Source organism: Rhizobium sp. CIAT894 (genome assembly GCF_000172795.2).
GTDB lineage: Bacteria > Pseudomonadota > Alphaproteobacteria > Rhizobiales > Rhizobiaceae > Rhizobium.
Map to the genome: position 1 here is coordinate 3,781,607 of NZ_CP020947.1, position 13,640 is coordinate 3,795,246.

At 63.1% G+C, this 13,640-nt stretch carries 10 protein-coding genes; 4 read left to right on the forward strand and 6 right to left on the reverse strand.

Annotated features, from left to right (window positions below):
- Position 1 precedes the first annotated feature (1 nt).
- The 3 genes from RHEC894_RS18615 to RHEC894_RS18625 all read left to right on the forward strand — a co-directional run bounded on the left by RHEC894_RS18615 (position 2) and on the right by RHEC894_RS18625 (position 4,203).
- Entirely contained in the window at positions 2 to 1,633 is a 1,632-nt protein-coding gene (locus tag RHEC894_RS18615; protein WP_085738380.1) for an alpha-D-glucose phosphate-specific phosphoglucomutase, read from the forward strand.
- 12 nt (positions 1,634 to 1,645) lie between these two features.
- Positions 1,646 to 3,625 (forward strand): glycogen debranching protein GlgX, encoded by a 1,980-nt coding sequence (gene glgX / locus RHEC894_RS18620; RefSeq protein ID WP_085738381.1) that lies wholly within the window; start codon positions 1,646 to 1,648, stop codon positions 3,623 to 3,625.
- An 89-nt stretch (positions 3,626 to 3,714) separates the two neighbouring features.
- The gene (locus tag RHEC894_RS18625) at positions 3,715 to 4,203 is read left to right on the forward strand and encodes a MaoC family dehydratase (RefSeq protein ID WP_085739049.1); all 489 of its coding nucleotides are present in this window, start codon (positions 3,715 to 3,717) and stop codon (positions 4,201 to 4,203) included.
- A gap of 15 nt (positions 4,204 to 4,218) precedes the next feature.
- Here RHEC894_RS18625 and RHEC894_RS18630 read toward each other — a convergent pair whose 3' ends face one another.
- The 5 genes from RHEC894_RS18630 to RHEC894_RS18650 form a co-directional block, all read right to left on the reverse strand.
- Positions 4,219 to 4,617 carry a VOC family protein gene (locus RHEC894_RS18630; protein ID WP_085738382.1) on the reverse strand — a complete coding sequence of 133 codons (399 nt, stop codon included), beginning with the start codon at positions 4,615 to 4,617 and terminating at the stop codon, positions 4,219 to 4,221.
- A 54-nt stretch (positions 4,618 to 4,671) separates the two neighbouring features.
- Positions 4,672 to 5,220: a sarcosine oxidase subunit gamma gene (locus tag RHEC894_RS18635; protein ID WP_085738383.1), complete on the reverse strand. Its 549-nt coding sequence runs from the start codon at positions 5,218 to 5,220 to the stop codon at positions 4,672 to 4,674.
- On the reverse strand, positions 5,213 to 8,206 hold the full coding sequence (locus RHEC894_RS18640) for a sarcosine oxidase subunit alpha (RefSeq protein WP_085738384.1): 2,994 nt from the start codon (positions 8,204 to 8,206) through the stop codon (positions 5,213 to 5,215). The genes RHEC894_RS18635 and RHEC894_RS18640 overlap by 8 nt, the downstream gene beginning before the upstream one ends.
- A complete protein-coding gene (locus RHEC894_RS18645; protein ID WP_085738385.1) occupies positions 8,203 to 8,544 on the reverse strand; it encodes a sarcosine oxidase subunit delta in 342 nt (113 codons plus the stop codon). Before RHEC894_RS18645 ends, RHEC894_RS18640 begins: the two co-directional genes overlap by 4 nt.
- 106 nt (positions 8,545 to 8,650) lie before the next feature.
- Positions 8,651 to 9,904, reverse strand: coding sequence for a sarcosine oxidase subunit beta family protein (locus RHEC894_RS18650; protein ID WP_085738386.1), 1,254 nt, complete (start codon positions 9,902 to 9,904; stop codon positions 8,651 to 8,653).
- A 279-nt stretch (positions 9,905 to 10,183) separates the two neighbouring features.
- On the opposite strand from RHEC894_RS18650, the gene RHEC894_RS18655 reads away from it, so the two are divergent.
- Positions 10,184 to 11,200 (forward strand): FecR domain-containing protein, encoded by a 1,017-nt coding sequence (locus RHEC894_RS18655; protein WP_085738387.1) that lies wholly within the window; start codon positions 10,184 to 10,186, stop codon positions 11,198 to 11,200.
- Positions 11,201 to 11,206: 6 nt separating this feature from the next.
- Here RHEC894_RS18655 and RHEC894_RS18660 read toward each other — a convergent pair whose 3' ends face one another.
- Positions 11,207 to 13,378: an adenylate/guanylate cyclase domain-containing protein gene (locus tag RHEC894_RS18660; protein WP_085739050.1), complete on the reverse strand. Its 2,172-nt coding sequence runs from the start codon at positions 13,376 to 13,378 to the stop codon at positions 11,207 to 11,209.
- Positions 13,379 to 13,640 lie beyond the last annotated feature (262 nt).

Here is a 13,640-nt window from a genome sequence, read left to right on the forward strand (position 1 = left end):
AATGAACAAGTCCGTACCCACCACGCCCTATCTGGACCAGAAACCCGGCACGTCGGGACTGCGCAAGAAGGTTCCGGTCTTCCAGCAGCCGAATTATGCGGAGAATTTCATCCAGTCGATCTTCGATTCGCTGGAAGGTTATCAGGGCAAGTGCCTCGTCATCGGCGGCGACGGACGCTACTACAATCGCGAGGTTATCCAGAAGGCGATCAAGATGGCCGCCGCCAACGGCTTCGGCAAGGTCATGGTCGGCAAGGGCGGTATCCTGTCGACGCCGGCCGCCTCGCACATCATCCGCAAATACAAGGCTTTCGGCGGCATCATTCTATCGGCCAGCCATAATCCCGGCGGCCCCACCGAAGATTTCGGCATCAAATACAACATCAACAATGGCGGCCCGGCCCCGGAGAAGATCACCGACGCGATCTATGCGCGCTCGAAGACGATCGACAGCTATAAGATCGCCGATTTCGCCGACGTCAATCTCGACCGCATCGGCAAGGACGAGCTTCCCGGCGGCATGATCCTCTCGGTCATCGACCCGGTCGAGGACTATGCCGCACTGATGGAGGAACTGTTCGATTTCGGCGCCATCCGCAATCTGATCAGCCTCGGCTTCCGCATCGCTTTCGACGGGATGAGCGCCGTCACCGGTCCCTATGCCAAGGAAATCTTCGAAAATCGTCTCGGCGCTCCCTTGGGCTCGGTGCGCAACTTCATGCCGCTGCCCGATTTCGGCGGGCATCATCCCGATCCGAACCCGGTTCACTGCAAGGAACTCTTCGATGAGATGATGGGCGATGACGCGCCCGATTTCGGCGCCGCTTCCGACGGCGACGGCGACCGCAACCTGATCATCGGCCGCGACATTTTCGTCACCCCCTCCGACAGTCTGGCGATCCTCGCCGCCAACGCCAATCTCGCCCCCGGCTATTCCGGTGGTCTCGCCGGCATTGCCCGTTCGATGCCGACATCGGGGGCAGCCGACCGCGTCGCCGAAAAGCGCGGCATCGGCATGTACGAGACGCCGACCGGCTGGAAATTCTTCGGCAACCTGCTCGACGCCGGCATGGCGACGATCTGCGGCGAAGAAAGCTCCGGCACCGGCTCCAGTCACGTCCGCGAAAAGGACGGCCTCTGGGCGGTGCTGCTGTGGCTCAACATTCTTGCCGTGCGCGGCGAGAGCGTCGTCGATATCGTCACCCAGCACTGGCAGACCTATGGCCGCAACTATTATTCGCGCCACGATTACGAAGGCCTCGACACCGATGCGGCGAACGGCCTGGTGGACAATCTTCGCAGCCAGCTTTCCAGCCTGCCCGGCAAGAGCTTCGGCAGCCTGAAGGTCGAAAAGGCCGACGACTTCGCTTATCACGATCCGATCGACAAATCGGTGAGCGAGCATCAGGGCATCCGCATCCTCTTCGAAGGCGGCTCCCGCGTCGTCTTCCGCCTGTCCGGTACCGGCACGTCTGGCGCAACCTTGCGCGTCTATATCGAACGCTACGAGCCGGACTCGACTCGCCACAACATCGAAACGCAGGAAGCGCTCGCGGATTTGATCGCGGCCGCCGAAAGCATTGCCAGCATTCGGGAACGCACGGGACGCGATACGCCAACCGTGATCACCTGATCCGGGGGGACTATGCGGGGAAAGAGTTCGGCGCAAGGCGGCGCGATCGTCTTCGAGACCGGCGTCGAATTTGCGGTGTGGTCGCATGATGCCGCACAGATTGAGCTCTGCCTCTTCGATGATCACGGCAACAGGGAATTCGCGCGCCTGCCGATGGCGCGCGACAGCAACCACACCCATCGTCTCTTCGTCGACGGACTGAAACAGGGGGCTCGCTACGGCTATCGCGCCGACGGGATTTACGCGCCTGACAACGGCCTCTGGTTCGATCCCTCCAAGCTGCTGATCGACCCCTACGCCAAGGAGATCGACCGGCCGTTCCGCTACGATCCCCGCCTCGGCATCTATGGCGAGGATAGCCAGGATCTGATGCCGAAGGCGATCGTCACCACCGATAGCCCAGCCGCAATCGGCAAGCCGCTCTTCAAACCCGGCTGCTTTATTTATGAAGTGGCGGTGCGGCCCTTCACCATGCTCCATCCCGATGTGCCGGAGGCTGAGCGCGGCACGGTCGCAGCCCTTGCCCATCCCTCCGTCATCGCGCATCTGAAGCGGATCGGTGTCGATGCCGTCGAACTGATGCCGATCACCGCCTGGATCGACGAACGCCATCTGCCGCCGCTCGGCCTCACCAACGGCTGGGGCTACAATCCCGTCGCCTTCATGGCGCTCGATCCCCGGATCGTCCCCGGCGGCATTAGGGAATTGCGCGAGACGGTCGCAGCCCTCCATGCCGAAGGCATCGCCGTCATCCTCGACCTGGTCTTCAACCATACCGGCGAGAGCGACCGTTACGGGACGACACTGTCGCTGCGCGGCCTCGACAACCTGCATTATTACCGCCACGCTCAGAATGGGCCGGGCGAACTGGTCAACGACACCGGCACCGGCAACACGCTCGCCTGCGATCATCCTCAGGTCCGACGTCTCGTCATCGACAGCCTGCGCCATTTCGTGCTGAACGCCGGCGTCGACGGTTTTCGCTTCGATCTTGCCCCCGTGCTCGGCCGCACCGCGACAGGCTTCGAGCGCGACGGCGGGACGCTTGCCGCGATCCTTTCCGACGATATGCTTGCCGACCGGATCATGATCGCCGAACCCTGGGATATCGGTCCGGGCGGTTATCAGCTCGGCAATTTCCCCAGCCCCTTCCTGGAATGGAACGACCGGGTTCGCGACGATCTCCGTTGCTACTGGCGCGGCGACGACTGGAAGACCGGTTCGCTCGCAACCGCACTTGCGGGCTCCTCCGACATCTTCTCCCGCAGCGGGGGCACAGAGACGCGCAGCGTCAATTTCCTTGCCGCCCATGACGGCTTCACGCTGACCGATCTCGTCTCCTACGCCGGCAAGCACAATGACGCCAATGGCGAGCACAATCGTGACGGCCACAACGAGAACCATTCCTGGAACAATGGCGTCGAGGGGGAAACCGTCTATCCCTCGATCCGCAAGCGCCGCCGGGACGATGTGATGGCGCTGATATCGACGCTCTTTGCCACCCGCGGCAGCATCATGCTGACGGCAGGCGACGAGGGCGGCCGCAGCCAGCACGGCAACAACAACGCCTATTGCCAGGACAACGAGATCACCTGGCTGGATTGGAAGGCATTGGACGAGGATCTTGTCGCCCATACCGCCTTCGTCGCAGGACTGCGCCGCCGCTTCACGGTCTTTTCCGAAACGGGTTTCCTGTCCGGCAACGGCGATGTCGAATGGATCTCGCTTTCGGGCGAACCGATGACTGTTGCCGAATGGGAGACGCCGTCGCTCTCCACCCTCGGCATGCTGCTTGCGACTGGTGACAGCTCGCTGCGCGGCAGGCAGACCCGGCTTGCCGTGCTCTTCAATCGCTCGGAGAGCCGTCAGCTCTTTACGCTGCCTTGCGAGGGCGAACCGGGCTGGCGCCAACTGACGCCGGAGGGGGCGAAAAAAGCCGGCGCCCGCGTAACCGTCGAGCCACGCTCCGTCGCCTTTTTTGCAGAAAAATGACCGCCTCCCCCTCCTCCCGCAAATCCTTGTCGCAATCGTCATAAATGCACGATAAGGCTTTGGCCGGCGGCCTATTTCACGAGGAATTCATGGTCACGGAAATTTCACTCTCCGACGTGCGGGGACTGATTGGTATGGAAACAGGCCTTTCGGACTGGATCACCGTCGACCAGACGATGATCGACGCTTTCGCGTCGGCGACCGGCGACCATCAGTTCATTCATGTCGATCCCGAGCGCGCCGCGGTCGAGAGCCCCTTCGGCGGCACCATCGCCCATGGCTTCCTGACGCTGTCTCTGCTGTCGGCGATGAACTACAACTGCCTGCCCAGAGTGCGTGAGCAGACCATGGGCATCAATTACGGCTTCGATCGCGTCCGCTTCATGACGCCGGTCAAGAGCGGCGCCCGCGTCCGCGGCCGCTTCCTGCTCGCCGACGCCCGCTTTCGCGGCGGCGGCATGCTGATGACCACCTATGACGCTTCGATCGAGATCGAAAACGAGAAGAAGCCGGCGCTGACGGCAAGATGGATCACCATCATCCAATTCGACCCGAAGGATCGTCCCGAGGACGTTTGAGCAAAACGCCGCTTGCTACTCGACCGACTTGCAGACGGCTTCGAGTGCGTGCCCGTCCGGATCCATCACGAACGCCGCATAATAGTGTTCGCCGTAGTGAGGGCGTAAGCCTGGACCACCATTGTCATCGCCGCCATGTGCGATTGCCGCGGCATGGAACTGATCGACCGCCTGTCGGCTCGGCGCGGCAAAGGCCAGATGAAAACCCGGGCCGGCCGGGCGCTGGCCATCCGGCCGATGTTTGATCGCCAGCTTGTCTCCGCCGCCGGCAAGGCCGTAGCCGACCGCCTGTTCCGTCTGCCCCGGCCTGATGTCATCCCAGACCCTGACATAACCGAGCGCGCCAAGGGCGGCATCGTAAAATGCCGCCGACCGCTCGATATCGGAAACGCCGAGAGAAGCATGGTGCAGCATTTGGAGCCTTTCCGGGTTAGCTATCCCTCAACAACCGCTCAGGATGACCCAGCCTCAATGCCCGGCGTCGTGAGCCGCCTCGTTCAGCAGCCCGAAGACGAAATCCGAAAACGACCGCCAGCACTCCACCCGGAACGTCTCTTCATCCGTGCGGAGAATCACGATCTCCGCCTTGCCGAAGATCGTGCGCGATGCAGCCCCGACCGGGAACGAAGAAAGCGACAGATCCTGCGGGCAGCCGGCGGAAATTGTCGTTTCCGCGCCCGGTCCCGAGACGATGATCGCGACATTGCGGTGAGAAACGTCGGTCGCCGAGTGCACGGCGCCGACGCCGGAAAGAACGGCCATCAGATCCGCGCCGGCCTCGTCGATGACAAGCCATTCGTCCGGTCCGATCCAGAGCACCGATCGCGCACCGGCCCGGCTGGATGTCTTCGGGGTGGTCGGCACGGACAGACCGAGAGCGGCGGACAGCGCTGCCAGCGATTCCGCCGGCGCGCGCAACGCTACCCTGCTTGCGACCGGTGCGATCGTCAGGCGTACCGTTGCGGAGCCGCCGAGACGGCCGGCAAGCACCGGCTTGCGAATTGCGACGTCAGCCATGGATGCGGCCCCCTTCCTTGTCAAAGAATACCAGATCCGTCACCTCAACGGCGATCGTCCGGTCCGGCATCGGCACATAAAGTGTATCGCCCATCCGCGCCCGGCCGCCGGCGACCAGCGCGAAGGCGATCGACCTGCCGCAGTTTTCCGACCAATAGGCCGATGTGACGTGGCCGAGCATGGTCATCGGCTTCGGCTCGTTCGGGTTCGCAACGATCTGCGCGCCTTCTTCGAGCACCTGTTTCGGATCCTTGGTGGCGAGACCGACAAGCTGCTTGCGCCCGTCCTTGACGAGATCAGGCCGCCTCAGGCCGCGGATGCCGACGAAATCCTTCTTCTTCTTCGAAACCGCCCAGGAAAGCCCGGCGTCATCAGGGGTCACGGTCCCATCGGTATCCTGTCCGACGATGATGTAACCCTTCTCGGCGCGAAGGACGTGCATCGTCTCCGTGCCGTAAACGCAGGCGCCGAGCGGCTCGGCATTGGCCCAGATCGCTTCGAGCACCGACTGGCCGTAATCGGCCGGTACATTGATTTCGAAGCCAATTTCGCCGGTGAAGGAGACGCGGAAGAGCCGCGCCGGCACGCCGCAGACCGTGCACTCGGCAACGCTCATATGCGGGAAGGCCTCGTTCGAAAGGTCCAGCCCCTCGACGAGAGGCTCGACGATCTCGCGCGCCTTCGGCCCCTGCACCGCGATCACTGCCCATTGTTCGGTGACGGAGGTCAGCCACACCTTCATGTGCGGGAATTCGGTCTGCAGGTAATCTTCCATATGGTGCAGCACGCGCGGCGCGCCACCCGTCGTCGTCGTCACATGGAAACGGTCGTCCGCCAGTCGCCCGACGACGCCGTCGTCGTAAACGAAACCGTCTTCGCGGGTCATGATGCCGTAGCGGGCCTTGCCGGGCTTCAGCGTGTCCCAGGCATTGGTGTAGATCAGGTTGAGGAATTCGGCCGCATCCGGCCCCACCACCTCGATCTTGCCGAGTGTCGAGGCGTCGAAGATGCCTGCCGACTCGCGTGCTGTCCGGCATTCGCGGGCAACGGCCTGATGCATGTTCTCGCCGGCGCGCGGATAGAACCAGGCGCGCTTCCAGTTGCCCACATCCTCGAAGACCGCACCATGTGCTTCTTCCCAGGCGTGCAGCGGCGTCTTGCGCGTCGGATCGAACAGCTCGCCGCGCGAATGGCCGATCAGCGTGCCGTAGGTAACAGGCGTATAGGGCGCACGGAAGGTGGTGAGCCCGACCTGCGGGATTTCCTTGCCGAGCATTTCGGCGGCAATCGCCAGGCCATGCATATTGGAGAGCTTGCCCTGGTCCGAGGCCATGCCGTTGGTCGTGAAGCGCTTGATGTGCTCGATCGAATGCATGCCTTCGCGCACGGCAAGGCGGATATCCTTGGCGCAGACATCGTGCTGAAAGTCGATGAAGGCCTTGGCGTTGGTCTTCGGACCCGCACCTTCGGCAGCGCCTATCATGCCACCCGTCCACTCATAGGCCTGCTCAGCCGAAATCGCGATCTTCTCGCCGCCGCTATTGCCGGTGGCCTGCGCCATCAGTTCGCCGGCGGCAAGCGATTCCTCGATCGTCCGCTGCAGGTCGTCGGTGCCGTTGCAGGCGCCGACGGAAAGGCAGTCCTGCGCATAGTTGCCGGGCAGGAAACGTTGGCTTTCTGCATCGAAGGCCACTTTGCCGCGCGACTGCGAGAACAGATGCACGGACGGCGTCCAGCCGGCCGAAACCAGCAGCGCGTCGACCGCAATCTTGCGCGGCGAACCGCCGCCGTTGCGCGCCACCGTGATCGACGAGATGCGCAGCCGCCCCGCCGTGTTGACGACGGACTGCCCTGTGAGAACATCGATGCCGAGCGCGCGTGCCTCTTCCAGCACCGCTGCTCCCGGCGCCTGCCTGCAATCGACGATGGCAGCGATCGAAACACCTGCCCGCTTCAGATCGAACGCCGCCTCATAGGCGGAATCGTGCGCCGTGTAGACGCCGACATTGCTTCCGACGGCAACGCCATAATGATTGAGATACATCCGCCCCGCCGAAGCCAGCATGATGCCGGGCCGGTCGTTGTTCGGAAATACCATATGCCGCTCGATCGCGCCGTTGGCGAGGATCACCCGCTTGGCCCGGACCTGCCACAGCCGCTCGCGCGGCAGATCGCTCGACGGTTTGGCGATATGATCGGTGACGCGCTCGGCGAGACCGATGAAATTGTGGTTGTAGTAGCCGAAGGCGGTGGTGCGGGTGAGCACCTCGACATTGTCCATTGCCTTGAGCTGCGCCACAGTCTTCTGCGCCCAGGCATAACCGTTCTGGCCATCGATCGTGACGCCGGCATCGTAGCGCAGCGCACCGCCGGCTTCCGCCTGCTCGTCGCAGAGGATCACTTTCGCGCCGGTCTGGGCTGCGGCCAGGGCCGCTGACAGCCCGGCAACACCGGCGCCGACCACCAGCACGTCGCAATGGGCGTAGCGGCTGGCATAATGATCCGGATCCTCCTCCGTCGGCGCGACACCGAGACCGGCGGCACGACGGATGAGCGGTTCGTAGATGGTTTTCCAGGCGGCGCGCGGCCACATGAAGGTCTTGTAGTAGAAGCCGGCAGCGAAGAAGGGCGACATCAGATTGTTGACCGCGCCGACATCGTAGGCCAGTGACGGCCAGCGATTCTGCGAGCTGACGATCATGCCGTCGAAAACTTCCTGCACCGTAGCGCGCACGTTCGGCTGCTTGCGCGCCGTATCACGGGCGACGTCGATCAGCGCGTTCGGTTCCTCGGCGCCTGCCGACAGAATGCCGCGGGCCCGGTGATATTTGAACGAACGGCCGACAAGGTGCACGCCGTTGGCGATCAGCGCCGAAGCGACGGTGTCGCCTTCGAGCGCCGTATAGGTCTGGCCGTCGAAGCTGAAGCGCGCGGTCCTGGCCGGTGTCAGGCGCCCCTTGCCGACGATACGGTTCACGCCGCTCATTGCGCCTCTCCTTCCACGGCTTCATATGTCTCGACAGGCCCGTGCTGCTCGGCTTCCGCACCGATCCGCGGCTTCGGCTCACCCGCCTTGTAGGTCATGATGAACTTGTCGCTCACCGTGTCGCGCGCCGCGTTGAAGAAACGCCCGCAGCCGTGAATATGCCGCCAGCGCTCGAAGATCAGACCCTTCGGATTGTCGCGCAGAAAGAAATACTCTTCGAATTCCTCGTCCGAGACCGAGGCGATATCGGCGGGCCGCACGATATGCGCGTCACCGGCGCCACGGAATTCGAGCTCGGAGCGCTCTTCCTGGCAGTAAGGGCAATGGATCAGCAGCATGTAGGATTTCCTTCTCCTCCCCTTCTCCCCAACCGGGAGAAGGTGCCTGCAAGGCGGATGAGGGGGTGAGCGACGAAAGGAGCGAGCGTCCGGACAGCGTTCATCATCAATGCGCCACCGCCGCCGCCGCCGCCTCGTCGATCAACCGGCCGCTGCGGAAACGCTCCAGCGTCAGGCCGGCATTGAATTTGTGCGGCTCGTCGCGGGCAATCAGATGCGCGAAGAGATTGGCCGAGCCCGGCGTTGCCTTGAAGCCGCCGGTGCCCCAGCCGCAATTGACGTAGAGTCCGGGAACCGGCGTCTTCGACTGGATCGCCGAACGGTCCGGCGTATTGTCGACGATGCCGCCCCATTGCCGCATCATCTTGACGCGCCGGAACATCGGGAAGAGTTCGCAGATGGCGTCGAGCGTATGCGTGATGATCTGCAGCCCGCCGGTCTGGGAATAGGAATTATACTGGTCGGTGCCGGCGCCGATGACGAGCTCTCCCTTGTCGGACTGGGAGATATAGGCATGCACGGTGTTCGACATGACGACGCACGGAAAGATCGGCTTCAGCGGCTCGGAGACAAGCGCCTGCAGCGGGCTCGATTGCAGCGGCACGCGCACGTCGGCCATCTTCATGATGGTCGTCGTATGGCCTGCCGCGGACACGGCGACCTTTTTGGCGCCGATGAAACCACGCGAGGTCTCGACCCCGGTTACCCGTCCATCCGGGCCGCGGCGGATGCCGGTCACTTCGCAATTCTGGATGATGTGGACGCCGCGGTCCGAGGCTGCACGCGCATAACCCCAGGCGACCGCGTCATGGCGCGCCGTGCCGCCGCGGCGCTGCAGTGCTGCACCGTTGATCGGATAGCGGGCGCTGGCCGAGATGTCGAGCGGCGGGCAATAGGCCTTCGCCTGCTCCGGCGTCAACCATTCATTGTCGATGCCGTAGAGCCGGTTGGCGTGGATGTGCCGCTTGAAGGACTGCTGGTCGTGGATGTTGTGCGAGAGCATCATCACGCCGCGCGGCGAATACATCACATTGTAGTTGAGCTCCTGAGAAAGCCCTTCCCAGAGCTTCATCGAATGCTCGTAGATGTGCATGCTCTCTTCGTAGAGATAATTCGAACGAATGATGGTGGTATTGCGGCCGGTATTGCCGCCGCCGAGCCAGCCTTTCTCGATCACCGCCACATTGGTGATGCCATGCTCCTTGGCGAGATAATAGGCGGCACCCAGCCCGTGGCCGCCGCCACCGATGATGACCACATCATATTCGGCGCGCGGCTCCGGCGAAGTCCACTGCTTCTCCCAGCCCCTATGGCCCCGAAGGGCCTCCCTCGCCACGGCAAAAACCGAATATTTCCGCATCCGCCTTCTTCTCCTTCGGGAAAGGGCTGTTCTCCGTGCCCATACAAATCGCAAATCCAATTGCGGCACAACGGCTCTTTTGCGACAGCCGAGCGCTTTGCTTTTGACACTAAGCGACATGACGCCGAAAAAACGGCCTTTCCGCGTGAACTGCCCCCCGAAGGTTGATGTCCAACTTTCGGGGGGCAGTTCACGCCGTCAGGCCTTAATCCAAGAGGGCGAGCAGACAAGCAGTTACTAAAATGTTAATTCTCGCGGCGTTGCCGGGGTTCGTGTATCATGTGGGGTCGGCGTTCATTACTGCAGGCGCTCGCCATTGCGTTTTGCATCGCCGGGCCGGCGCCCGCCGCCGAGCCGGTCGGCCAGGCTGTCGTTGTCAAGACAGAAGTGAGCGGACAAGACGGTCCAATCGAAGTCAACACCAGCGTGCACCGCGACGAGCGCATCCGGACATCGCAATCCGGGCTCGGCCAGTTCCTGTTCCGCGACGGCACCAAACTCGCGGTCGGCTGGGGCTCCTCGGTCGTCATCGACAAATATGTCTTCGATGATTCACAATCGGTCAAGAAACTCACCATCAGAGCGGCGAAGGGAACTTTCCGCTGGGTGAGCGGCAATTCCAACTCCTCGGCCTACCAGATCCTGACGCCCGCCGGCACGATCGGCGTGCGCGGCACCGCTTTCGATTTCTATGTCGGCCCGGATGGCACGACCGCCGTTGTCCTGTTGAACGGCGCGGCCCGGTTTTGCGGTCCGGGCGGCTGCCGCCAGTTGCAGCAGCGCTGCGATTGCGTGGTGGCCAAGCCGAACGGCAATATGTCGGCAGCACGCCGGGTCGATCCCAGCGTTCTCGATACGCTCGGAAATCGCCGCGCGCTCCCCTTCCTCTCCGGCAACCAGCGGCTTGCAGGCGGCATCGGCATGCTCGGCGGCTGCAATATGGCCTCCGTTGCGCCGGACCGAAAAGACAGAACGCGGCCTCCGCCGGCGGTTGCGCCTGCCCCGCAAAGACAGGATCCGCCACAGAGACAGGTCGAGCCGCAAAAGGAGCGACCGAACAAGCCCGAAAAGCCACACCATGACAGGCCACACCATGACGGGCCGCATCATGACAAACCGGATAGGCCTGACAAGCACGAGGGCCATGGCCGGCATGACGATGACGGCAAGCCGGGAAATCACGGCGAGGATCATCGTGACCACGACCGCGACCATCATGGACACCGCGATCACGATCGTGATCATGACAACGATCGCAACCACGACAGAGGCCGGAACTTCCATCACGGCCGCTGAAGCCCGTCAGTCTGCGGCGCTCTTTTCGGCCCTTTCGGGCACGTCGCGGAAATGATCCGTCCTGCCGGATATGCGCTTATAGAATTCCGCCAGGCCGACGGTCACCTGCACTGCCCTCAGCTTGGCCGTACCCATGAGCTTCCGGCTGTTCCTGGAATGCGATTGCAGGGCCTGCATCAACTGCCTGTGAACGGCCTCGAGCGCGGCGAATTCCTGCGATGCCGCGACCCGTTCATCGCCGACGACGGCAAGGATCTGTGTCCGGTTGCTCTTGCCCTTCAGAGGGAGGGCGCCGGCCTCGATCAGCGCCATTCCCTGCACTGACCGCGCCGTGCTGTCGGAAATGAGGATATCGAAGCCGACCTCCTTGCAGGACGATTCGATGCGGGCCGCGACGTTGACCGCGTCTCCGACGGCCGAATAATTGAAGCGGGTCTTGGCGCCCATATTGCCGACGCAGGCAAGGCCGGTATGGATGCCGATGCCGATCCCGACTTCCTGATCGGGCCCGAAGCCGAAGGCGTCGCCGGCGTTCAGTTCGGCAAGCGTCTCACGCATGGCAAGTGCCGTGCGAACCGCCTTTGTTTGGTGATCCGCCACATCGACGGGCGCATTCCAGAACGCCATGATCGAATCGCCGATGAACTTGTCGAGCGTGCCTTCATTGGCCACGACATGACGGCTCAGCGCATCGAGCAGCGTATTCAGGAAGGCCACGACATCCGTCGGCGCCAGCCTCTCGCTCATCTCGGTGAAGTTCCTGACATCGACGAACATGACCGTCAGCTCGCGGTCGTCTCCACCTAGACGCAATGCATCGCGGTTATGTTCGATGCGGTGGAGCAGCGACGGTGAAAGATAATGCCCGAAGGCGCGCCGCACTTCGCGCCGCTCTCGGTCGATCACCAGGATCTTGAACGAGGTCGCGGCGAAGTGGATGATCGATCCGCTGATGATCGGCGCCAGCGGATCGAGAAGAAGCCCGGCATAAAGAAAGGAAAGCCATGACGCCACCAGCGCCATTGCCGTGATCAACAGGCCGCAAACCAGCGCGACGGCGGGGCTGACGAAGGTCGTCACCACGACGAGCAGGCATCCGAGCACCGCGATGACAAGGATTTCGAGGCCATCCGCCCAGTCGGGCCGGGACAGGAACTGGCCGGAAAGAATTTGTTCGACGGCTTGCGCATGCAGCGAAACGCCGGGAACGTTCTCGCCAAGCGCGGTGACGCGGATGTCCTGCAAGCCGGCCGCCGACGTGCCGACGAAGACGATACTGCCCTCGATAGCGGCTGCCGTCTCGGCGGAGGCGCCGTCCGGCGCTAGCACCTGCCGGGCGGAAATATACCGATCGGCACGATCGGGAGTGACATAGAGCCAGAGTTCGCCCGCCGCCGTCAGCGGCACGACGAAATCCCCGATTTTTGCCGATGTCATGATTCCGGCGCGGTCGGGTGCGCCCGATAGCACATAGGTCGAGGCTCCCTGTGCGACACGCAACGCCTCGACGGCGAGATTGGGGTAGAGCTGTTCCCCGTCGGTCAGGAACAGCGGGACCGCCCGCACCACCGGCGAAGGATTTCCGGGGTTAAGGCTGATGTGGCCGAGCCCCGCCGCATTTGCCTCCAGTTGCGGTCGCAGCGGCGTCGAGGCGCCGATATAGGGCGGAGCCGAAACGGGGCTTTCACCCGTGAACGCAAAGCCCGCCTTGACGGGCGGCCGGTAATTGCCCTCGTTGGAAAGGCCGAAGCCGAGCACGACGGGCTTTTCGGCGATCGAGCGGGCGAATATCTCGTCATTGTCGGGCAGTTTTTCGGCCAACGAAGGGTCGATCCCGGCCGCCTCGCGCACGACATTGCGCGGCGACAACCGGTCCGGCTCGGAGAAGAGAACGTCGAAGGCGATGGCCGCGGCACCCATTTGCGAAAGCCGGTCCACCAGGAGAGCCAGCCTGTCCCGCGGCCAAGGCCATTGGCCGAATTCGCGCAATGAGGCCTCATCGATGTCGATGACACGGACCGGCATCGGCTTGAACGTCCGCGGAACCAGCCGCTGATACTGATCGAACGTCACGCCGCGGATCAGCTTGAAAAGCCCGGGATCGCCTGCCCGCAGGATCGTGAGCAGAGCCACGATCGCCAGGCCGATAACGACACCGATTTGCTGCACGCGCGTCATGATCTCACCGGTGTCCCCTGCCGGCAGACAGGCTACGCCGCTTTCGCGCCAAACGCCATTCGCCCCATCAGTCGCGGCCTGTCTTTTCGGCTTCTCCCGTTCCGCCTTCCGCCAGGCGCCCGGCAGCGCCTTCGATGCAGCCACGCCTCCAGTTCCGGGCGGATGGCAGGGCTTCGATCTTGCCGGGCAGGCGGCGAAATGTTCTTGTAGCGATCGAAAATCGAATGCCTTTCCAGAGAAGAATGAGGGTCGCCCGTGATTT